The sequence below is a fragment of the Caulobacter sp. GW821-FHT10A10 genome, from assembly GCF_059415745.1.
The window spans coordinates 216,961-237,952 of sequence record NZ_JBWKNV010000010.1 but is presented as its reverse complement, the minus strand read 5'-3'; the positions used below and the strand labels follow the sequence as shown (position 1 = coordinate 237,952).

Genomic DNA, 20,992 nt, shown 5'->3' with positions numbered 1-20,992 from the left:
CTCTGGGGGAGGTGGCCCAGAGGGCCGGAGGGGGTAAGCGCGGCGCTGGCCCCCTCAGTCGGCTTCGCCGACAGCTCCCCCAGAGGGGGAGCATCTTCTTGCTGACCCCTAAAGCCACCCCGCCTTCTTGAAGCGGCGGTAGAGCAGGGCGCAGACGATGGCGATCAGGCCGACCGCCGCCGGATAGCCGAACACCCACTTCAGCTCGGGCATGTGCTCGAAGTTCATGCCGTAGATCCCGGCCACCGCCGTCGGCACGGCCAGGATGGCGGCCCAGGCGGCCAACTGGCGGGTGATCACGCCCTGGCGTTGCTGCTCCAGCAGCGAACTGACCTCGAACACCGAGTTGAGCACGTCGCCCAGGCTGCCGATCAGCAGGTCGATGCGGGCGATGTGGTCGCGCACGTCGCGGAAATAGGGCTTCACGTCGGCGTCGATGCACGGCGTGTCGTGGTGCTCCAGATAGCCGGCGACCTGGGCCATGGGTCCCAGCAGCCGCAGGAACTTGGTCAGCTCGCGCCGCAGGGTGAAGAGGCGGGTGATCTCGGATCGGCTGAGGAAGGCGTCCAGCGCCCGGTGCTCCATCTGCGCCAACTCTTCCTCGACCGCGTCGACCACCGGCAGGTAGCCGTCGACGATGAAGTCGAGGATGGCGTGCAGCACGTAGTCGCCGCCCTTGGCCAGCAGGGCGGGCGTGGCCTCCAGGTGGGCGCGCAGTTCCAGGTGCGCGCGGGCCGAGCCGTGGCGCACGCTGATCAGGTGGTGGTCGCCGACGAAGATCTCGGTCTCGCCGAACACGACCCGGCCGGCCTCCAGCTGGGCGGTCTTGGCGACCACGAACAGCTGGTTTCCATAGAGGTCGACCTTGGGCATCTGCCGGGCGTGCAGGGCGTCCTCGACAGCCAGCGGGTGCAGGTCGAAGCGCTCCTGCAGCACGCGCAGCTCGTCTTCCGTCGGTTCGACAAGCCCGATCCAGACGAACTCGCCCTTGCGCGGCGTCAGGCCGTCGGGGTCGTCGAGCCGCAGCTCGCGCACGCGCTTTCCATCGACATAGGCGTAGGCGGCGACGACGCTCATGCGGGCTCCTGCAATGTTGCTGCGCAGATGGCGTGAACGCGGAGCGGGGGCAAGGGCGCCGCTTGACGATCTTCGCAACATATGTAGAGTTTTCATCGACGCCCAAACCGGCGTCGGAACGGAGCACGTCCATGCCCGCCGCACCCCGCAAGCTTTCACCCCAGTCCCTGGCCGTGCTCGAGGTTCTGCACGGGCACGAGTGGCTCTATGGCCTGGAGGTCTCGGCCGCCACGGGCCTGAAGTCCGGCAGCCTCTATCCGATCCTGATCCGGCTGGCCGACCGCGGCCTGCTGGAGAGCCGCTGGCTGGAGCCCGAGCGCCCCGGCCGCCCGGCCCGTCACGCCTATCGCATCACCGGCGCCGGTCGCTCGGCCCTGGCCGCGGCCCGCCGTCCGTCCACCACGCTCGCCCTGGGAGGCATCTGATGACCGAACGCCGAAACGACCTGGCCGCCGCGATCATGGCGCTGGCTACCCGCAAGGTCCCCGTCGCGCACGAGGAGTGGGCGCACGCCATGAAGGCCGAGTTCGCCGCGCTCGCGACGGGGCGGCTGTCCTGGGCGCTGGGCTGCCTGGCGACGAGCCTGCGCTGGCGGGCCGCCGGCGAGGCGGGCTATGCGGCGTCTCTGGCCGTCGGCGTGCTGATCGTCATGGCCGCGATGCCGCTGGTCATCGCCGCCCTGGCCGCCTTCAGGCCGGGCGAGCCGAAGCTGGTGTTCAGGCTTCTGCCCGTGGTCATCGTCGGCGCGCCGCTGCTGGCCGGCCTCGTCGTCGGGACCTGGCGCGCCGACCGCAAACTGCTGTCGGCCCTGGTGATCGGCATGGGATCGCAGGCGATCAGCCTGGTCATGTTCGCCGTGCGGGGCTCGGCCATCGGGTCGAGCCTCACCGACGCCCTCGTCGCCTATCTGGTCATAGGGACCGAGATGACGCTGATGAGTTTTGTCGGCCTGCTGACCGTAGCCGGCCTGCGTCGGCTGCGGACGGTGAGGATCGCGCGATGAACGGCCGGGATCGCGCCGACTAAACCCACCCCCTGAAGGGGGAGGTGGCCCGGAGGGCCGGAGGGGGAAGCGGCTGCGGAGCCGTCGTAGCAATTTCCCCCTCAGTCGCTTCGCGACAGCTCCCCCCCTTCAGGGGGAGCATCTTCAGGCCTGTTCCAGCGTCACCAGCACCAGGTCGTTGCGGCGCATGGCGAAGTCGATCTTCGCCACGCCGTCCTTGCCGACGGTGATGGTCTTGTCGACCTCGGGCTTGCCGGTGGTCAGGGCCTGAAGCTTGCTCACCTGGTCGGGGTCAAGCTTCTGCGGCAGGCCCAGCTCGATATAGGCCGTGTAGGCGTCGTTGGCGCGGAAGCCGGTGCGCTGGGCCTTAAGCCGATAGCGGCCGGGCTTGAGGCCCGCGACGCTGAGCGCGGCGGCCGGCGCATCGGTGGTCGGCTGGACCTTCGTGTAGAACGAGCGGTTGCTGGTCGGCTGCACCGGCTGGGTGAAGTCCCACACCAGGGCCGCGACCTTGCCGCCGTCCACCGACGCCAGAACGCTATTGTCCGTAGACGGAACTTCCTTGCCGCGCAGGGCCGCCAGATACTTGTAGGCGAACCACGAGGGCTTGCGGATCCCCTCCGGGTTCATCAGGCCAAACCCGCCCTGGAACGGCGCGGTCGGCGGGCCGGGCTCTTCGAAGAGGTCGCTGTAGGTCCAGTAGCTCATGCCCTGGACCACGCCCTTGACGCCCTTGAGCTTGGCCAGGATGTAGGCGGCGCTGTGATAGCTGTCGTGCACCGGGTCGCGCGGCGTGTAGCTGGTGCTCCATTCGGTGAAGTAGAGCGGCAGGCCCGGATAGGCCGAGGCCTCGATCTCGCGGCGCACCTTGCGCACGTCGCCGATGATGGCGTCGGGATTGGGCGACAGCTTGGTGTCGTCCTTGCCGTTCTCGTCGAGGAAGCCGCCTTCGACGCCGTAGGTGTGGGTGGTGACGAAGTCGACCGCCGCATTGTTGGCCTTGCAGTAGGCCAGGAACTCCGGAACCCAGGCCGCGCCGGCCGTCGATGGGCCGCCCACTCGGAGCGTGGGGTCGATCGCCTTGATGGTCTTGGCGGTCAGGGCGTAGAGGTCGAAATAGACCTTCTGATCCGCCTTCTCCCAGAAGCCGTCGAGATTGGGCTCGTTCCAGACCTCGAAGAACCAGGTGCGAACCTCGGCCTCGCCGTAGCGGGCGCGCAGATGCTTGACGAAGGCGTCGATCAGGTGGGCCCAGGGCTCGAACTGCGGGTGGGAGGTGTTGCCCTTCCACCAGAAGATCGTCAGGTCCGAGGTCTTCATCGCCTCGGGCGTGAAGCCCAGCTCGATGAAGGGCTTGAGGCCCATGGCCAGCAGGCGGTCGTAGAGCTGGTCGATCTTGGTCCAGTCGTAGACGATCTTGCCGTCCGGACCGCGCTTCACCGTGCCCAGCACGTCGTGGAAGATGGCGTGGAAGCGGATGTAGCGGAACTTCAGCTCGTCCGACGCCGTCTTCAGCTGGGCCAGGCTGTCGTCGCGCAGCAGGGTGCCGGGATAGTCCGAGCCGATGGACAGGTCGAAGAAGCGGTCGACCGGGGTCGTGGCCTTGGCGACGTCCAGCGCGATGACGCGCTTCTGGTCGGCGGCGAAGGCGGGCAGGACCGGCAGCGCTGTCAGGCTGGCGGCGGCGGCCATCAGGCGGCGGCGCGAGAACATGGGCGTCTTCCTTCCTTTTTGACCAATTCAGTTCGTCATCCCGGCCGCAGCGAAGCGGAGAGCCGGGACCCAGGGGGAGCCGCAGTGCGCCGGCCCCTGGGTCCCGGATAAGCCCTCCGGGCTTTCCGGGATGACGACCTCTCTGGAGGTGTTTTGTAGTTAGTGATTATGCCTGGGCAGCTTGGCCGCCAGGTCCTGGTACTTCACGGCGAATTCCAGCACCCCGCCGGTGTCGAGCTGGCCGGTGTGGGCGCGGTAGATCTCTTGCCAGGGGGTCATGGTCTCCGGCACGGCCGGGATGCCCTCCTTGCGGCGCTCGGCGATCACGGCCTCGTCCACCAGGGCGTCGCAGCGGCCGGTGTTGATGTCGATGCGGATCGTATCGCCGGTGCGCAGCCACGACAGGCCCCCGCCCACCGCGCTCTCGGGCGAGGCGTTGAGGATCGAGGGGCTGTCGGCGGTGCCCGACTGGCGCCCGTCGCCCAGGGTCGGCAGGCTCATGATCCCCTTCTTCAGCAGGTGATCCGGCGGCTGCATGTTGACCACCTCGGCCGAGCCCGGCCAGCCGATCGGACCCGCGCCGCGGATCACCAGGATGCAGCTCTCGTCGATGTTCAGGGCCGGATCGTTGATGCGGGCGTGATAATCGTCCGAACCGTCGAAGACGATGGCCCGGGCCTCGAACACGCCTTCCTGGCCCGGCTTGGACAGGTAGCGCTCGCGGAAGTCTGCGCCGATGACGCTGGCCTTCATGATCGCGAAGTCGAACAGGTTGCCGCGCAAAACGAGGAAACCCGCCTTTTCGGCCAAGGGCTCCGCGTAGGGGAAGATCACCTCGCGGTCGTTGGTCTCGCGGCCTTGCAGGTTCTCGGCCATGGTCTTGCCGGTGACGGTCAGGACGTCGCCGTGCAGGCGGCCCTGCTGCAGCAGTTCCCACAGCACCGCCGGCGCGCCGCCGGCCCGGTGGAAGCGCTCGCCCAGATACTTGCCGGCGGGCTGCATGTTGACGATCAGCGGGATGTCGTAGGCCGCTCGCCAGTCGTCGGCGGTGACTTCGAGCCCCGCATGGCGCGCCATGGCGGCGATGTGCGGCTGGGCGTTGGTCGAGCCGCCGGCCGCCGCCACCAGGGCGATGGCGTTCTCGAAGGCCTTCTTCGTCAGGATGTCCTTGGGCTTGATGTCCTCATAGGCCAGGTCGACGATCCGCTGGCCGGTCTTGTAGGCCATCTGGCCGCGCTCGCGGTACGGGGCGGGGATCGCCGCGCAGCCGGTCAGCGACAGGCCCAGGGCTTCGGCGACCGCGTTCATGGTCGAGGCCGTGCCCATGGTGTTGCAGTGACCGGCCGAGGGGGCCGAGGAGGCCGCGCGCTCGATGAATTCGTTCTCGTCGATCTCGCCGGCCGCCAGCTTGCGGCGCGAGCGCCAGATCACCGTGCCCGAGCCGACCAGTTCGCCCTCGTGCCAGCCGTCCAGCATCGGACCGCCCGACAGCACGATGGCCGGGATGTTGACCGTGGTGGCGGCCATGATGCCGGCCGGCGTGGTCTTGTCGCAGCCGGTGGTCAGCACCACGGCGTCGATCGGATAGCCGTGCAGGGTCTCGACTAGGCCCAGATAGGACAGGTTCCGGTCCAGCGCCGCCGTCGGGCGACGGCAGTTCTCGAAGATCGGGTGGACCGGGAATTCCATCGGAATGCCGCCGGCGTCGCGGATCCCGTCGCGGATCCGGGTGACCAGGTCCAGATGGATGCGGTTGCACGGCGAGATGTCGCTGCCGGTCTGGGCGATGCCGATGATCGGCTTGCCGCTGCGCAGCTCTTCCGGGGTGATCCCGTAGTTCATGAACCGCTCCAGATAGAGCGCGGTCATGTCGATGTGGTCGGGATTGTCGAACCAGTCGCGCGAGCGGAACCGGCGGGGCGTTCTGTTAGCGGAGGTCAAGGCGCACCTCGTATTGCGGCTGGCCGGCGACGTCGACGGGAAGCGCGAACAGGCCGCCGCACAGCGGGTTGGCGGCGAGCTGCTCGTCGCTCAGGCCCTTGCGGGCGGTGGTGAAATAGAGGGTCTTCAGGTCGGGCCCGCCGAAGCACGGCTTGGTGACGTTGATGGCCGGCAACTCGATGCGCTGGACGATCCGGCCTTCCGGCGACAGGCGGATCGCGCCGCGACCGCCCCACAGGGCCGTCCAGACGAAGCCCTCGGCGTCGACCACCGAGCCGTCGGGCCAGGCGTCCTCGATCTCCAGGCGGAAGAATTCGCGCTTGTTGGAGAGGGCGCCGTCGGCCCCGATGTCGAAGGCCCAGATCACCTTCGCAAGGGTGTCGGTGTGATAGAAGGTCTTGCCGTCCGGCGAGACGGCCGGGCCGTTGGTGATGCAGATGCCGGCGTCGTGCTGCGTGAGCGAACCGTCGGCTTCGAGCCGGTAGAGCGCGCCGCTGTCGGCTTCCTCGCCATCGTGCATGGTGCCGAACCACAGGCGGCCTTCCGCATCGACGGTGGAGTCGTTGGGCCGGTTGTCGAGGCCGGCGTCCTCGATCTCGGAGATGAAGGTGAAGCCCAGCTCGGGCGTGAAATGATGCAGGCCGCTCTTCAGGCCCGCCACGAAGCCGCCGCCGACGCGCGGGGCGACGAAGGTCACCTGGTCGGGGGCGTCCCAGCTGGCGGTCTCGCCGGTGGCAGGGGTGTAGCGGTGGACCCGATGGCCCTTGATGTCGACGAACCAGACGGCGTCGCCATGCCAGATCGGCCCTTCGCCGAGCGTGGCCTTCAGGTCCCAGACGCAGGTGGGTTGAGCGGTCATGTTTCCTCCTCGAGCCCTCCCCCTCGATGGGGGAGGGTTGGGTGGGGGTGACCTACGATGGTGGCGGCTGAACCGCCGCTTCACCCCCATCCCCGACCCTTCCCCCATCGAGGGGGAAGGGAGTGGTTCACGTCAACGCCAGCCGGCGTCGATCCAGTATTCGTGGCCGGTGCACAGGCTGCCGTCGTCCGAGGCCAGGAACAGCACCAGCGAGGCCACGTTGGCCGGCAGGATGCGGCCCTTCACGGCCTGGGCCTTGACGATCTCGGCCTCGCCTTCCGGGGTGTACCACTTCTCCTGGCGCTTGGTCTTGACGTTGCCCGGCACCACGCAGGTGACGCGGATGTCGTCGGGGCCCAGTTCGCGGGCCAGGGCGCGGGTCATGCCCTCGATGCCGGCCTTGGCGGTTTCGTAGAGGACGAGGTCCTCCAGGCCCAGGTGCCAGCTGATCGAGCCGAAATTGATGATCGCGCCGCCGCCGCGTTCCTTCATGCCCGGGGCCGCGGCCTGGGCGCAGAACAGCATGTGACGCAGGTTCACGTTCATGCGGTTGTCCCAGTAGGCCGGGGTCACGTCGGCCAGGCTGTGACGGTCGTCGTTGCCGGCGTTGTTGACCAGCACGTCGATGGGACCGATCTCGGCGAAGAAGCCCTTCACGGCCTCCAGGTCGGTGAGGTCGACCTGCTTGAAGGCCGGCTTGATCGGGGCGTCGGCCAGGTCGGCGACCAGGGCCTGCGAATCCTCGACGGCGATGTCGACGAAGATCACTTCGGCGCCTTGGCGGGCGAAGGCGGTGGTGATGCCCGCGCCGATGCCGGAACCGCCGCCGGTGATGACGACGCGCTTGCCCTGGAGGCTGGGATAGATGGCTGAGGACATGCGCTTACGCCTGGACTTGGAAGGTGAGGATCACAGCAGGCCGCGGCCGGCCAGATTGCGGATCAGGGCCGAGATGCCGAAGGTCCAGGGCTTGGCCTGGTCGCAGGTGGTCACCTCGTTCTCGAGCACGCCCAGCTTGGGGGTCGAGACGCGGACGCGGTCGCCGACCTTGTGCGTAAAGCCCTGGCCGGCGGTGTCGCGGTCCTGGATCGGCGCGAACATCGTGCCCAGGAACAGGGCGAAGCCGTCCGGATACTGGTGTTGCCGACTGTAGGCCTGGCTCGCCAGCACGGCGGGATCGCGGCTGATCAGGCTCATGTTCGACTTGCCGTCGAGCACGAAGTTGTCGCGACCGGTGATCTTCAGCTCGACCTCGGCTGAGCGCACGTCGTCGAGGCTGAACGAGGCGTCGAACAGGCGGAAGAACGGGCCGATCGAGCAGGAGGCGTTGTTGTCCTTGGCCTTGCTGAGCAGCAGGGCCGAGCGGCCTTCGAAGTCGCGCAGGTTGACGTCGTTGCCCAGTGAAGCGCCGCGGATCTCGCCCGATCCGTCGCAAAGCAGCACGACTTCCGGCTCGGGGTTGTTCCAGTGGCTGTCGGAACGGACGCCGACCTGGTCGCCCCAGCCCATCGACGACAGCGTCGGGCCCTTGGTGAAGATCTCGGCGTCGTTGCCGATGGCGACCTCGAGGTACTGCGACCACAGGCCGTCCTTGATCAGGGTCTGCTTCAGGCGCTCGGCGCCTTCGGATCCCGGGTTCACGCTGCGCAGGTCGCCGCCCATGCTTTGCGACAGCTGCTCGCGGATTTTCAGGGCGGCGGCGGCGTCGCCGCGGGCGCGCTCCTCGATCACCCGCTCCAGGGTCGAGACGGCGAAGGTGACGCCGGCGGCTTTCAGGCATTGCAGGTCGACGGGGGCCAGCAGCTTGGCGGCGGCGTTGCCCTCACGGTCGTCCCAGACCGGGCGCAGGTCGAGCTTTTCGAGGGGGCCCTTGTCCTCGCCGCGGGGAATCGCGTCGCCCGGGGCGTAGGCGTTCATCAGGTCGGCGACGGTGGGGGCGATCTTGCTGACGTCCTCGACGTGGCCGCCGCGGATCAGGACGGGGGTCGGGCCCTGGCCGAAATCGATGCGGCCCAGAAGGGTCGCTTCCCGCCAGTCCTCGGGAAGGTATTGCGTCACGCCCACCGCGTTTTCTCCCTGTCGCGCGAGCGGATCTTTGCGAACGCCCGCTACGCTTCGTAACTCCCCGACTTGTTAGCGCTAACATGTGGAGGGGCGCAAGGGAGTTGTCTGACAACTGTTCTGCGAGGACTGGCAGAAGCGCTGCGCGCTCCTTCTGGCCGGCGATCTTCTCAAAGATTCCCGTCATTCCCGCCCTTGTGGCGGGAACCCCTCTGTCAGCCGCAAGGGCCGATGGGGCGGCGTGCTCAGCACGCCGCTGGCGTCTCACGTGCCAGTCGAACCAGGGTTTCCCGCCACAAGGGCGGGAATGACGGGAGAAATTAGCGGGCGCCCGCCTGACTCCTCACCTTGCTTCAAGGGGATCAAACCGGCGCAGGCCCCGCCGAGTCCCGCACGATCAGCGTATGCGGATGCATCAGCTGCCGCGGCTCGCCCGTGCCGTCGCGGTGGCGGCGGATCTCTTCCAGCACCAGGTCGACGGCGGCGCGGGCCATGGCGGCGATGGGCTGGTGGACGGTGGTCAGGGCCGGCCAGATGTTGGCGGCGATCGAGGTGTCGTCGAAGCCGACGATCGAGACGTCGCCCGGCACGTCCAGGCCCAGGCGATGGGCCAGGCCCGCCGTGGCGGCGGCCATGTCGTCGTTGGCGGCGAAGATGGCGGTGGGCCGGTCCTTGACATTCAGCAGCCGCTCGGCCGCCTCCAGGCCCGAGCGATAGGTGAAGTAGCCCTGCTCGATCCGCACGTTCTCCTGCGGGATGCCGGCGGCCTTGAGGGCGGTCATGAAGCCGTCCATCCGCTGCTGGCTGACCGTCTGGTTGGGGTGGCCCTTGATGAAGCCGAAGCGCTTGTGACCCAGGGCCAGCAGGTGCTGGGTCAGCTCGAAGGCGGCCGCTTCGTTGTCGATGCGGATGGTGGCCATGTCGCTGCTGGCCATGCCGGGCGCGACGGCCACGGCGGCCGCGCCGGCGGCCTTCACCTCGGCCAGCACGGTCTGGGATTCGCACAGGGGCGGCGGCAGGATCAAACCATCGACGCCGGTCTTCAGCAGCCGGGCCAGGGTGGCGCCGGCCAGTTCCGGCTCGGCGCACTTCTCGATGACGATCTGCGAGCCGGTGCGGCTGCTCTCGTCCAGCGCCCCGACCAGGAACTCCGACAGGTAGCCGGTCGAGGGGTTGTCGTAGAGCAGGCCGATGCGGAACGGGGCGCTGCCCGCCAGGCTGCGAGCGGCCGGGTTGGGAGCGTAGTTGAGTTCGGCGATGGCCGCCTCGACCAGGGCCCGGGTCTCTTCCTTGACGGTGGATTCGCGGTTGATGACCCGCGAGACGGTCATGGGCGACACCCCCGCCCGCGCGGCGACGTCGCGGATCGTGGCGCTCTGGCTGCTGCGGCGCCGCGTGCGCTCGGTGCGTTCGTTCATGACTGAGAAGTCCGTCCCTTTTGGGCGAGTCTAGACCGTTTCTCGCGCCAGGGGGAAGCGCGGCCTTGGTAGCGGTCTCCGGGCGGGCGTATGGAGGGCGTCATGACTGCGTTCGATGCTCCCCTGGGGGCCATCATTCTCTGCGGCGGCGGCTCTGTCCGGATGGGGCGGGACAAGGCCTTGCTGGACTGGGACGGCCTGCGCGCCGTCGACCGCGTCGCGGCCCTGGCCCGGGCGGCGGGCGCGAGCGTGGTGCTGACCGCCGGGCGCGATTACGGCCTGGACTGGGTTCCCGATCCGGAAGAGGGGGCCGGTCCCGTTGGCGGCGTGCTGGCCGGGGCCGAGGCGCTGCGGGCGCGGGGCTGCGCGCGGGCGCTGGTGCTGGCCGTCGATGCGCCGACCCTGACCGTGGACGACCTGGCGCCGCTGCTGGCGGCGGAGGCGGGCGCGACGTTCGATGTGTCGCCCGTGCCGATGGTGCTGCCTTTGGATGCGTTGCCGGAGGGGGCGCAGGCGGGCTGGCCGCTGCGGCGGCTGGTGGAGCGGGCGGGGCTCGTGGTTTTGGAATGTCCGAAGGGCGCGCGGGCGCGGATCCTGGGGGCCAATACGCCTGAGGAGCGGGATCGGCTTAGGCCGTAACCCCTCACCCTCCCACGCCTTCGGCGCGGGCCCCTCCCTCTCCCTATGGGAGAGGTTGAAGAAGGGCCGCCTCGCTTTGAAAACACCTCTCCCGGAGGGAGAGGGAGGGGCCCGTTGCGCAGCAATGGGAGGGTGAGGGGCTTCGCCGGCTCAGTACACGTCCCGGCGATACCGACCCTGATCGGCCAGATCCTCAAGCGCCGTTGCGCCGAGGATCTCGCCCAGGGCCGCATGGACCTCGCGCGACATGCCTTCCAGCGAGCCGCAGACATAGATCGCCGCCCCCCGCGCCACCCAGGCCCGGACTTCGTCGGCGCCCGCCCGCAGACGGTGCTGGACGTAGACCTTCTCGGCCTGGTCGCGGGAGAAGGCCAGATCGAGCCGCGCCAGCACGCCCGAGGCGACCCAGGCCTCGATCTCTTCCCGGTGGAAGAAGTCGTGGGCCGCCGAGCGCTCGCCGAACACCAGCCAGTTGCGCTTGCGGCCCAGGGCGGCGCGGGCCTTCAGGTGGCTGCGCAGGCCGGCGAGACCCGTGCCGGCGCCGATCAGGATCATCGGCCGGTCGTCGGCCGGGGCGTGGAAGCTGCGGTTGGAGCGCACGCGGCCGGCGATCTCGGACCCGACCTCCGCATGCTCGACCAGCCAGCCCGAGCCAAGACCCGGCTTGCCGTCGGCGCGGCGCATCAGGCGCACGACCAGCTCGACCCCGCCGTCGGTCGGCAGGGAGGCGATCGAATATTCGCGGTGCGGCAGGGCGGGTAGGGCGTCGACCAGGGCCTGGGGCGCGGTTCCGGCCAGCGCCTTGATGGCCGCCTCCTCGTGCGGCAGCCGCCGCCAGGACAGAACCTCGCCCAGCGCCTGGGCCTCGCCGGCCTTTACGGCTGCGTCAGCGGAAAGCGACAGACGCGCCAGCAGGTCGGCCACGTCGGCCGGGGCGTTGCGGGGGCCGATCTCGACGATGTCGCCGGCCTGCCAGGTCACGTCGCCGTCCAGCGGTTCAAGACGCACGTGGAACGCGCCTTCGCCGGGCGAGCCGGGGTTGAGCAGGCGGCGGTCGGCCAGTTTCCAGCGGCCATAGGCCGGGCGGCTCCAGTCGGGGGCGTCGGTCGAGCCGGTCAGCACCGAAAGCTGCGACTGCCAGTGGCGCAGGGCGGCGGCCTCGCCGTCGTCGACCTCGACGGTGTCGAACAGGCGCGATCCGCCGTTGCGGGCCAGCCAGGCGTCCAGCGAATGGCCGAAGGCGCAGTAGTGGGCGTAGCTGCTGTCGCCCAGGGCCAGCACGGCGTAGCTCAGGCCCGACAGGTCCGGCTCGGTGGCCATCACGTCGCGGATGAAGCGGCGGGCGTTGTCGGGGGCGTCGCCCTCGCCGGTGGTGCTGACGATGAAGAGAGCGCGGCCGGTCAGGTCGGCGGGCTCGACGGCGGCCAGTTCGCGCAGGCGCACCGGCACGTTCGCCGCCTGAAGGGCTTTCGCGGTGGCCAGGGCCAGTTCCTCGGCGAAGCCGGTCTGGCTGGCGAAGGCCACGAGCACGGGCTCGCCGGCGCCGGCGGCCAGGGCCTTCTCCTCCCGGCGGGCCTTGGCCTTGCGCAGGGCGACCTTCAAGGCGATTCCGGCGCACAGCAGCAGGTAGAGGCCGACGACGATCGCGGCCAGGACCAGGCGGCGCGAGCCCGGCGGCAGGCTGGAAAGCAGGTCGGTCATTCGTCGAGCATCGCCTGCAGGGCCGGCGACAGGCGCTCGCTCAGGCCATTGGGGCCGCGGGTGACGATCAGGGCCGGCAGCTCGCGGGCGGTGGCGAAGGCCAGGGCCGCGTCGGGTCCCATGACGGTCAGGGCTGTGGCCAGGGCGTCGGCGGTCATGCACTCGGCATGCAGCACGGTGACGCTGACCACCCCGGCGTCGCAAGGGACGCCAGAAGCAGGATCCAGGGTGTGGGCGTAGCGCTTGCCCGCGTGGTCGAAGAAGCGGCGGTAGTCGCCCGAGGTCGCCACCGACAGGCCGTGCAGGGCCAGCACCGTGCGCGGGGCGGCTTCGTCATTGGCCGAGGCGACCGGCGGGCGCTCCAGCTCGACCCACCAGGGCTGGCCGTCGGGCTTGGCGCCCGTGCCGCGCAGCTCGCCGCCGACCTCGACGAGGTAGGAGCGCACGCCGGCCCGGTCGAGGGCGCGGGCGGCCTCGTCGACGCCGAAGCCCTTGGCGATGCCGTTGAGGTCGATGTGAAGCCCGCCGGGCTGAAACAGGGCGTCGCCGTCCAGCGTCACGCGGCGCCAGCCCATCGGGGCGCGGGCGGCCTCCAGCGCGTCGGCGCTCGGCGGCTGGCCGGAGAAGGGGCGGGGGCCGAAGCCCCAGAGATCGGTGACCGCGCCCAGGGTCGGGTCGAAGGCGCCGTCGCTGTCGGCCGCCACTTCGAGGGCGCGGCGCAGCACGGTCGCGAAGCCGGCGGGCAGGGCGGTCCAGGCGCCGGCGGCCGAGCGGTTGAAGCGGGAGAGCGCCGACATAGGGTCCCAGGCGCTCATCTGCGCGACTACCTGGTCGAGGGCGCGCTGGACCATGGCGCTCATGGCCGCAAGGTCGGTGGTGGCGGGCAGCACGGCCCTGACCGACCAGGTCGTGCCCATGCTTGCCCCGTCGAACCCGCGCACGACCCCGCCCACCGGCCGGGCCGGTGGTTCGGAGATTAAGGGGACGAGGACGCGGGTCATTGGGGAGGCGGTGTCCAGGCTCCTCCCTCGCGAAGCGGGGGAGGTGGCGCGCTGCGGATACGCAGCGTGACGGAGGGGGCGAGTACAAGCGCGGTGCGCGCCGCCGCCCCCTCCACCACTTCGTGGTCCCCCTCCCCCGCGAGCGGGGGAGGAGCAGGTCAGGCGTTACGGACGCTGGGCTTCGAACGTCGCGGTGTAGCTGGCGCTGAAGCCGTTGCCGGCCAGCGGGCCGGTCTGGCCGCCGCCGGGGCCGCCCGGACCACCCGGGCCGCCTTGGGGAGCGCCGCCGGGAGGACCGCCTTGCGGGCCGCCCTGACCACCGGGGCCGCCTTGGCCGCCCGGAGCGCCGCTGCCCGGGCCGCCCATGCCGCCGCCGCGACCGGTCTCGCCGGTGCGGACGCTGGCGTTCAGCCAGTACATGCCGGCTTCCGGCAGGGTGAACTTCACCGCGCCGTCGGGGCCGGTCTTGACCTTGATCTCGCCCGGATTGGCGCGATAGCGCGAATTGCCCGGCACGATCGTCACTTCCAGGTCGGCGGCGGGCTTGCCGTCGATCACGAACTTGAAGGTCGCGGCCTCGCCGGCCACCACGTCGTTGGGGTGGGTGACGGGAACCAGCTCCAGGCCCTTGCCGGTCGGCTTCACAGCCGTCGGCGCGCCGCGGGTGACGAAGGTCTCGTTGCGGCTGAAGCTCTTGATGGTCTTCAGGTCGGCGGCGCCGGCCGGAACCTGGGCGGCGAACTCTTCCGGCGTGCCGCGGAAGCGCTTGACCTGGCCGGCGTCGGTCCAGCTGGCCACGATGTTGGCCGAGGCGGTGCCGATCCGGTAGGTGCCCGGCTTGGCCAGCTCGACGTCGAACACCGAGCGGTACTGGCCGGTCGAGCCGTTCTTCAGCGGCTCGGTCGTGCCGTCCGGCGTGGTGATGACCACGGCGTCCAGGCGCATCGGGCGGTGGTCGGGATAGAACAGCTCGTTCGAGACGGCCGCGTCGACCGTCACCCAGGCGCCGTCGCCCGACAGGACGGTGGCGGAGGGCACGATCCAGCCGCGGTGGGCGTTGGCGGCCAGCGGGGCGGCGACCAGGGCCGCCGTGATGGCGGTCAGGGCCAGGAGGCGCTTGCGGATGTTCATGGCGTTATCCCCTCTTATTTGACGGTGACCGAGACGGCGCCGACTTCGGCCGTCCCCTTGGCGGTGGCGGTCTTGCCGGGCTTGCCCCAGGTGAACGGGACGCGGACGGCCTCATGGCCGCCGACTTCGCGGGCGGCCTCGACCACCAGCGTGTATTCGCCCGGCGAGAGCTTGCCGAGCTGGGTCTTGGAGGCGCTGAAGACCAGCTTCTGCGGACCCGGGGCGCGGGTGGCGCTGGTGACGCCGTCGGCCGGGAAGCTCATGGCGCGGCCGGCCTTGCGCCACCACTGGCGCATGTCCTTCAGCCACTTCTGGCCTTTGTCCTCGCGGGAGTCGGCGTCGTACCAGACGGCCAGGGTGGCGGCGGCCGAGGCGTCGGGGCCTTCGACCCAGATGGCGACGTAGGGCTTGTGGTACTCGGCCACGGTCAGGCGCGGGATCTCGACGGTGACGTTGAGGTCGGCGGCCATCGCCGGAGCGCCGACGGCGGCGCCGGCGAAGGTCAGCAGGGAGACGGTGCGCTTCACGGAAGGCGGCCTTTCTCTAGAGGTGGACGAACAGGATCACGAGGAGAAGCGGTATGGCCAGCCCGGCGGCGGTCAGCGGCCAGGTCATAGGCCGCCCGCGGGCGTGGAATTGCAGCAGGATCAGGCCGGTGATCGTGAAGATCACGCAGGCGCCGGCGAAGATGTCGATGAACCAGCCCCAGGCCTTGCCGGCGTTGCGGCCCTTGTGCAGATCGTTGAGCAGGCTGACCGCGCCGCGGGTGGTCTTTTCGTGCTCGACGGCGCCGGTCTCGCGGTCGATGGCGATCCAGGCGTCGCCGCCGGGACGGGCCAGGGCCAGATAGACCTCGGCGTCGGACCATTCGCCCACGCGGCGGGCGATGTCGGCGTCGACGGCCTTGTCGAGCCAGGTCTCGATCTTGATCGGCAGCGGGCGCTTGCCCTCGACCGGCCCCTTGGCCAGCTCGGCCAGCAGGTTGGCGGGCAGGGTGGCCTTGCGGGTGACGACCTTGGGCTCGGCCTCGATCTGGCCGGCGTGGTTCAGGGTGAAGCCGGTGATCGCGAACAGCAGCATGCCCACCAGGCTGAGCGCCGCGCTGATCCAGTGCCACTGGTGCAACTGCTTCAGCCAGAAGGAGCGGCGGTTCTGTTCGGCGGCGGCTTTCACGGGATTCCGGGGCGGACGAGCTTCAGTGCCGCCGTCCATACTTGAGAGCGACTTGCAATTACAAGAGCGGATCGTGCTGTGGCCACGATTGGAAACGATCCGCTCGTGATCGGTTATGTGACCATGACCTATCAGCTGCATTATTGGCCGGGAATTCAAGGGCGCGGCGAGTTCGTGCGCCTGGCGCTGGAAGCGGCCGGCGCGCCCTATGTCGACGTCGCCCGCGCGCCCGAAGGTGAGGGCGGCGGCGAGGACGCCCTGATGGACGATCTGGCCGAGATCGGCGGGCCGCGCGCGGCCTTCGCGCCGCCGTTCCTGGTCGATGGCGACCTTGTCATCGGCCAGACGGCCAACATCCTGCTCTATCTCGGCCCGAAGCACGACCTGGCCCCGGCCGCCGAGAGCGGCCGGCTGTGGGTCAACCAGCTGCAGCTGACCATCGCCGACCTGGTGGTCGAGGCCCACGACACCCACCATCCGGTCGGGGCGGGACTCTATTATGAGGACCAGAAGGCCGAGGCGCAGCGGCGCTCGGCCGAGTTCCGGTCCGAGCGGATCCCCAAGTTCATGGGCTGGTTCGAGCGGGCGCTTTCCGGCGGCGACGCCTGGCTGGCCGGCGGGGCCGTCTCCTACGCCGACCTGTCGTTGTTCCAAGCGCTCGAAGGCCTGCGCTACGCCTTCCCGCACGCCATGGCGAAGCTGGAGCCGGACCTTCCCAAGGTCGCGGCCCTGCGCGATCGCGTCGCCGACCTGCCGCGCATCGCCGCCTATCTCGCCTCCGAAAGACGCATCCCGTTCAACGAAATGGGCATCTTCCGCCGCTATCCCGAGCTGGACCCGGCCTAGCTATATTATAACAGCGTGCGGCCAACTTGGCCTCGACAAGCGGGGCTCAACAAAAGAAACATCCAGGCTTCCTGCCGCGAGGAGACTTCGCGGGCTGCATTGGGGTCGTTTCGTGAAAGCGCTTTTCTTCTCGGTTTCGCTTCTGTCGCTGGTGGGCGGCGCCGCGCTCGCCCAGGACTACCTGCCCCAGCCGGCCCCGCCGACCCCGCCGATCGCCGCCCCGCAGGACGTGGCCTATCCGGGCGTGCTGAAGCTCTACGTCGACGCCACCGACCTCGAGCGCAAGATCTTCGACATCAGGCTGACCCTGCCGGTGGCCAAGCCCGGCCCGCTGACCCTCTATTATCCGGAGTGGGTGCCGGGCGGCCACTCGCCGCGCAACGACATCGACAAGCTGGCGGGCCTGGTGATCACGGCCAACGGCCAGGTGATCCCCTGGAAGCGCGACGTGGTCGAGGTCAACGCCTTCCACATCGACGTGCCGGCCGGCGTGACCGAGCTGAACGTCGCCTACAAGTTCCTGTCGCCGGTCGAGACCAAGGTCGGCCGCATGGTCATGACCCCGGACATGCTGAACCTGCAGTGGCTGCAGATGACCATGTACCCGGCCGGCCACTTCACCCGCCGCATCGCCATCGAGCCGACCGTCAAGCTGCCGGAAGGCTTCCAGTTCGCCTCGGCCCTTGAGGTCGCCAAGACCGAAGGCCAGGTCACCGCCTTCAAGCCGACCACGGTCGAGACCCTGGTCGACTCGCCGATGTTCGCCGGCCGCTACTTCAAGTCGGTCGAGCTGGATCCGGGCGCCAAGGTGCCGGTGCGCCTGAACATGGTCGCCGACAAGCCCGAGCTGCTGGAGTTCAAGCCCGAGCAGATCCAGATCCACAAGAACCTCGTCCAGCAGGCCTACAAGCTCTACGGCTCGCACCACTACGACCACTACGACTTCCTGGTGGCCCTGTCCGACCAGCTGGGCGGCATCGGCCTGGAGCACCACCAGTCGAGCGAGAACCGCGTCGCGCCCAAGTACTTCACCGACTGGGACAAGGCCTATGTCGGCCGCGACCTGCTGGCCCACGAATACACCCACTCTTGGAACGGCAAGTTCCGCCGCGGGGCGGACCTGTGGACCCCGACCCTCAACACCCCGATGCGCGACAGCCTGATGTGGGTCTACGAGGGCCAGACCCAGTACTGGGGCTATGTGCTGTCGTCGCGCTCGGGCCTGCTCAACAAGGAGCAGACGCTGGACGCCATCGCCATGACGGCCGCCGCCTACGACAGCCGTCGCGGCCGCGACTGGCGCCCGGTGCAGGACACCACCAACGACCCGATCATCGCCAACCGCAAGCCGCTGTCCTGGCTCTCCTACCAGTGCAGCGAGGACTACTATTCGGAAGGCCAGCTTGTGTGGCTCGACGCCGACACGCTGATCCGCGAGAAGACGAACGGCAAGAAGTCGCTCGACGACTTCGCCAAGGCCTTCTTCGGCGTGGCCGACGGCTCGTACGTCTCGCACACCTACACCTTCGACGACGTGGTGGCGGCGCTGAACGGCGTGGTGGCCTACGACTGGGCGACCTTCCTGAAGGACCGCATCGAGGGGGTGAACCCCAAGGCCCCGCTCGATGGCCTGACGCGCGGCGGCTACAAGCTGGTCTACACCGACACGCCGACCGACTACTTCAAGACCGCCGAGACGCGCGGCAAGATCACCAACCTGGCCTATTCCATCGGCCTGACGGTGGGCTCGGACGGCGTGCTCAGCGACGTGCAGTGGGACGGCCCGGCCTTCAAGGCCGGCCTGACCCAGGGCCTGACCCTGGTGGCCGTCAACGGCGAGGCCTATGACGCCGACAAGCTGAAGGCCGCCGTCAAGGACACCGCCAAGGGCCAGCCGGTCGAACTGCTGGTCAAGGAAGGCTCGCGCTACCGCACCGTGAAGCTCGACTACACCGGCGGCCTTCGCTACCCGCGCCTGGAACGCGTGGCCGGGACCCCGGCGCGCCTGGACGACATCCTGGCCGCCCGCAAGTAGGTCCATAGAGCCGTCCGGCGCCCGGGGCCGCGAGGCGCCGGACGGCTTTGTCTTCCAGACGCGCGGCCGCGCCTGTTCTGGAAGCTCTCATGTCCGATTCCACCAAGTTCGATCGCCGTCAGTTGCTGGCGGGGGCGACCGCCGCCGCCGTCTCCACGGCCCTGCCGGCCATGGCCGCGCCCAAGGACGAGCGCGGCAAGCTCTACGCCCTGTTCGACGCCTTCTTCGACGAGGATCTGAGCGAGAACCCCGAGCAGGCGACCAATCTGGGCCTCGACAACGGCGCCCACGCCGGCGCGCGCACCAAGCTGGGCGACCGCTCGATCGCCGGCTGGATCAAGGAGCGCCGCGAGCCGGCCGCCCGGCTCAAGCGCCTGAAGGCGATCGACCGCAAGGCGCTCTCCGGCGACGACGCCGTCAACTACGACACCGCCGCCTATTATTACGGCGCGCGCGACAAGGCCTCGGGCTTCGACTACGGCGCGGTGTCGCGGCCGTTCGTGGTGACCCAGTTCTACGGCGGCTATTCGTCGGTTCCGAGCTTCCTCGACAGCAAGCACGCGGTGGCCTCGGCCGCCGACGCCGACAGCTACCTGGCCCGCATGGCTGGCTTCGCCACGGTGCTCGACCAGGAGAGCGAGCGGGTGCGGGCCGACGCCGCCAAGGGCGTGATCCCGTCGGATTTCATTCTCGACAAGGCCATCGGCCAGCTGAAGCAGTTCCGTAGCTTGGCCCCGGAAAAGAACGTGCTGGTCGCCTCGCTGGCCCGCCGCGCCAAGGCCTATGGCGACTACGACGCCAAGGCCGCCGCCCTGCTGGCGAGCTCGGTCCACCCGGCGCTGGACCGCCAGATCGAGACCCTGGCGGCCGTCCGCGCCGAGGCCGTGCACGACGCCGGCATGAGCCGCTTCAAGGACGGGGAGGCCTTCTACGCGGCCCTGCTGCGCATCTACACCACGACCGAAAAGACCCCCGATGAGGTCCACCGCCTGGGCCTGGACGAGGGCGCGCAGATCCAGGCGCGGATGGACGAGATCCTGAAGAAGCGCGGCTTCACCCAAGGCTCGGTCGGTCAGCGGATGGCGGCCCTGAAGGACCTGCCGGGCGAGGCCTATCCCAACACCGACGAGGGTCGCGCCCAGATCCTAGCCTACTGCAATCGGCTGATCGCGGAGATGCAGCCGAAACTGCCGCAGTGGTTCGGGATCACCCCGAAGATCCCGGTCGAGGTGCGCCGCATCCCGCCCTACACCGAGGCCGGCTCGTCGGGCGGCTATTACGAGCGCCCGCCGCTGGACGGTTCGCGCCCCGGGGCCTTCTACATCAACCTGCGCGACACGGCCGAGCGCCCCCGCTACGCCCTGCCGACCCTGACCTATCACGAGGCCGCGCCGGGCCATCACTTCCAGCTGGCCCTGACCGCCGAGGGCAGCCTGCCCAAGCTTCGACAGAACATGTTCTTCTCGGCCAACACCGAGGGCTGGGCGCTCTATGCCGAGCAGGTGGCCATGGAGATGGGCCTCTACGAGAACGACGATCTGGGTCTCTTGGGCATGTATCAGGCGCGCCTCTTCCGGGCCTCGCGCTGCGTGGTCGACACCGGCATCCACGCCAAGGGCTGGAGCCGCGAGAAGGCCATCGCCTACATGGTCGAGACCGGCGGCGACGACGAAGGCCGCATCACTCGCGAGGTCGAGCGCTACTGCGCCAACCCCGCCCAGGCCTGCTCCTACAAGGTCGGCCACACCGTCTGGGCGGCCCTGCGCGAGCGGACCAAGGCGCGGCTCGGCGCCCGGTTCGACATCCGCCGCTACCACGACACGGCGCTGCTGGTGGGACCGACGCCGCTGACTGTGCTTGAAGGCGTGGTGGACGCCTGGTCGGGGTGATTGTGTCGGTGATTTGCGAAAGCAACTTCCCTGCCGCCTAGTATCGTCATCCCGGAAAGCCCGAAGGGCTTATCCGGGACCCAGGGGCCACGCGCAGTGCGGCCGCCCCTGGGTCCCGGCTCTCCGCTTCGCTGCGGCCGGGATGACGACTTGAAGCTTGCCTCGCTTCGAGTGAAATTGTCTCCTGTGAGAGACATTCCGAGGCAAGGTAGCATGAGCGTCGAGACCCAGCCCTTCGATCCCGCCGTCTATGTGGAGACGCCGGAGGCCGCCGCCGCCTATCTCGACGAGGCGCTGGCGACCAACGATGCCGCTTTCATCGCCGACGCGCTGGGCGTCCTGGCCCGCGCCAAGGGCATGAGCGGGATCGCCGAGGCGGCGGGGCTGGGGCGGCAGAGTCTCTACAAGGCGCTGGCCGCCGATGGAAACCCGCGCTTCGACACGGTGCTCAAGGTGGTGACGGCCCTGGGATTGCGCCTTTCGACCGTTCCGGCGTCAGACTGAA

General features: G+C 69.4%; 19 protein-coding genes and 1 pseudogene. 7 read left to right on the top strand and 13 right to left on the bottom strand.

Annotated elements, in window-relative coordinates; genetic code table 11:
* Positions 1-108: 108 nt before the first annotated feature.
* Positions 109-1,077: a magnesium and cobalt transport protein CorA gene (locus AC07NS_RS24085; RefSeq protein WP_494607407.1), complete on the bottom strand. Its 969-nt coding sequence runs from the start codon at positions 1,075-1,077 to the stop codon at positions 109-111.
* Positions 1,078-1,208: 131 nt separating this feature from the next.
* Between AC07NS_RS24085 and AC07NS_RS24080 the strand changes: the two genes are divergently transcribed.
* Together AC07NS_RS24080 and AC07NS_RS24075 are read left to right on the top strand one after the other, a co-directional pair.
* Entirely contained in the window at positions 1,209-1,502 is a 294-nt protein-coding gene (locus tag AC07NS_RS24080) for a PadR family transcriptional regulator (RefSeq protein WP_494607405.1), read from the top strand.
* The gene (locus AC07NS_RS24075; RefSeq protein WP_494607403.1) at positions 1,502-2,080 is read left to right on the top strand and encodes a hypothetical protein; all 579 of its coding nucleotides are present in this window, start codon (positions 1,502-1,504) and stop codon (positions 2,078-2,080) included. The genes AC07NS_RS24080 and AC07NS_RS24075 overlap by 1 nt, the downstream gene beginning before the upstream one ends.
* Positions 2,081-2,224: 144 nt before the next feature.
* Here the strand turns inward: AC07NS_RS24075 and AC07NS_RS24070 are convergent, their stop codons facing one another.
* The 6 genes from AC07NS_RS24070 to xylR all read right to left on the bottom strand — a co-directional run bounded on the left by AC07NS_RS24070 (position 2,225) and on the right by xylR (position 10,072).
* Positions 2,225-3,793, bottom strand: coding sequence for a GH39 family glycosyl hydrolase (locus AC07NS_RS24070; protein ID WP_494607401.1), 1,569 nt, complete (start codon positions 3,791-3,793; stop codon positions 2,225-2,227).
* 159 nt (positions 3,794-3,952) lie between these two features.
* Positions 3,953-5,734, bottom strand: coding sequence for a xylonate dehydratase XylD (gene xylD / locus AC07NS_RS24065; RefSeq protein ID WP_494607399.1), 1,782 nt, complete (start codon positions 5,732-5,734; stop codon positions 3,953-3,955).
* Complete coding sequence (gene xylC / locus AC07NS_RS24060) at positions 5,721-6,593, bottom strand: D-xylonolactone lactonase (protein WP_494607397.1); 873 nt, start codon at positions 6,591-6,593, stop codon at positions 5,721-5,723. The genes xylD and xylC overlap by 14 nt, the downstream gene beginning before the upstream one ends.
* A 132-nt stretch (positions 6,594-6,725) precedes the next feature.
* A complete protein-coding gene (xylB, locus tag AC07NS_RS24055; RefSeq protein WP_494607395.1) occupies positions 6,726-7,472 on the bottom strand; it encodes a D-xylose 1-dehydrogenase in 747 nt (248 codons plus the stop codon).
* A gap of 30 nt (positions 7,473-7,502) precedes the next feature.
* Positions 7,503-8,657, bottom strand: a complete 1,155-nt coding sequence (locus tag AC07NS_RS24050) for a fumarylacetoacetate hydrolase family protein (protein WP_494607393.1) — start codon at positions 8,655-8,657, stop codon at positions 7,503-7,505.
* A gap of 359 nt (positions 8,658-9,016) precedes the next feature.
* Positions 9,017-10,072 carry a transcriptional regulatory XylR gene (xylR, locus tag AC07NS_RS24045; RefSeq protein ID WP_494607391.1) on the bottom strand — a complete coding sequence of 352 codons (1,056 nt, stop codon included), beginning with the start codon at positions 10,070-10,072 and terminating at the stop codon, positions 9,017-9,019.
* A 102-nt stretch (positions 10,073-10,174) separates the two neighbouring features.
* Here xylR and mobA point away from each other — a divergent pair, with 102 nt between their 5' ends.
* Positions 10,175-10,711 carry a molybdenum cofactor guanylyltransferase gene (mobA, locus tag AC07NS_RS24040; RefSeq protein WP_494607389.1) on the top strand — a complete coding sequence of 179 codons (537 nt, stop codon included), beginning with the start codon at positions 10,175-10,177 and terminating at the stop codon, positions 10,709-10,711.
* Between the two features lie 150 nt (positions 10,712-10,861).
* Here mobA and AC07NS_RS24035 read toward each other — a convergent pair whose 3' ends face one another.
* From AC07NS_RS24035 to AC07NS_RS24015, 5 genes are all read right to left on the bottom strand, one after another.
* Positions 10,862-12,412, bottom strand: a complete 1,551-nt coding sequence (locus AC07NS_RS24035; protein ID WP_494607387.1) for a flavodoxin domain-containing protein — start codon at positions 12,410-12,412, stop codon at positions 10,862-10,864.
* A complete protein-coding gene (locus AC07NS_RS24030; protein WP_494607385.1) occupies positions 12,409-13,413 on the bottom strand; it encodes an FAD:protein FMN transferase in 1,005 nt (334 codons plus the stop codon). Before AC07NS_RS24030 ends, AC07NS_RS24035 begins: the two co-directional genes overlap by 4 nt.
* A gap of 165 nt (positions 13,414-13,578) precedes the next feature.
* Positions 13,579-14,544, bottom strand: a complete 966-nt coding sequence (locus tag AC07NS_RS24025) for a DUF4198 domain-containing protein (RefSeq protein ID WP_494607383.1) — start codon at positions 14,542-14,544, stop codon at positions 13,579-13,581.
* Between the two features lie 14 nt (positions 14,545-14,558).
* The gene (locus tag AC07NS_RS24020; protein WP_494607381.1) at positions 14,559-15,071 is read right to left on the bottom strand and encodes a DUF2271 domain-containing protein; all 513 of its coding nucleotides are present in this window, start codon (positions 15,069-15,071) and stop codon (positions 14,559-14,561) included.
* A 16-nt stretch (positions 15,072-15,087) separates the two neighbouring features.
* Positions 15,088-15,717 (bottom strand): PepSY-associated TM helix domain-containing protein, encoded by a 630-nt coding sequence (locus tag AC07NS_RS24015; protein ID WP_494607379.1) that lies wholly within the window; start codon positions 15,715-15,717, stop codon positions 15,088-15,090.
* Between the two features lie 78 nt (positions 15,718-15,795).
* On the opposite strand from AC07NS_RS24015, the gene AC07NS_RS24010 reads away from it, so the two are divergent.
* The 3 genes from AC07NS_RS24010 to AC07NS_RS24000 all read left to right on the top strand — a co-directional run bounded on the left by AC07NS_RS24010 (position 15,796) and on the right by AC07NS_RS24000 (position 20,487).
* Positions 15,796-16,563 (top strand): glutathione S-transferase, encoded by a 768-nt coding sequence (locus AC07NS_RS24010; RefSeq protein WP_494607377.1) that lies wholly within the window; start codon positions 15,796-15,798, stop codon positions 16,561-16,563.
* 112 nt (positions 16,564-16,675) lie between these two features.
* The gene (locus tag AC07NS_RS24005) at positions 16,676-18,598 is read left to right on the top strand and encodes a M61 family metallopeptidase (protein ID WP_494607375.1); all 1,923 of its coding nucleotides are present in this window, start codon (positions 16,676-16,678) and stop codon (positions 18,596-18,598) included.
* An 89-nt stretch (positions 18,599-18,687) separates the two neighbouring features.
* Positions 18,688-20,487, top strand: coding sequence for a DUF885 domain-containing protein (locus AC07NS_RS24000; RefSeq protein ID WP_494607373.1), 1,800 nt, complete (start codon positions 18,688-18,690; stop codon positions 20,485-20,487).
* Positions 20,488-20,559: 72 nt separating this feature from the next.
* Here AC07NS_RS24000 and AC07NS_RS23995 read toward each other — a convergent pair.
* Positions 20,560-20,665, bottom strand: a pseudogene (locus tag AC07NS_RS23995) (hypothetical protein); the annotation flags it as partial.
* A 35-nt stretch (positions 20,666-20,700) separates the two neighbouring features.
* Here AC07NS_RS23995 and AC07NS_RS23990 point away from each other — a divergent pair.
* Positions 20,701-20,991, top strand: coding sequence for an addiction module antidote protein (locus tag AC07NS_RS23990; RefSeq protein WP_494607372.1), 291 nt, complete (start codon positions 20,701-20,703; stop codon positions 20,989-20,991).
* Position 20,992: the final 1 nt, after the last annotated feature.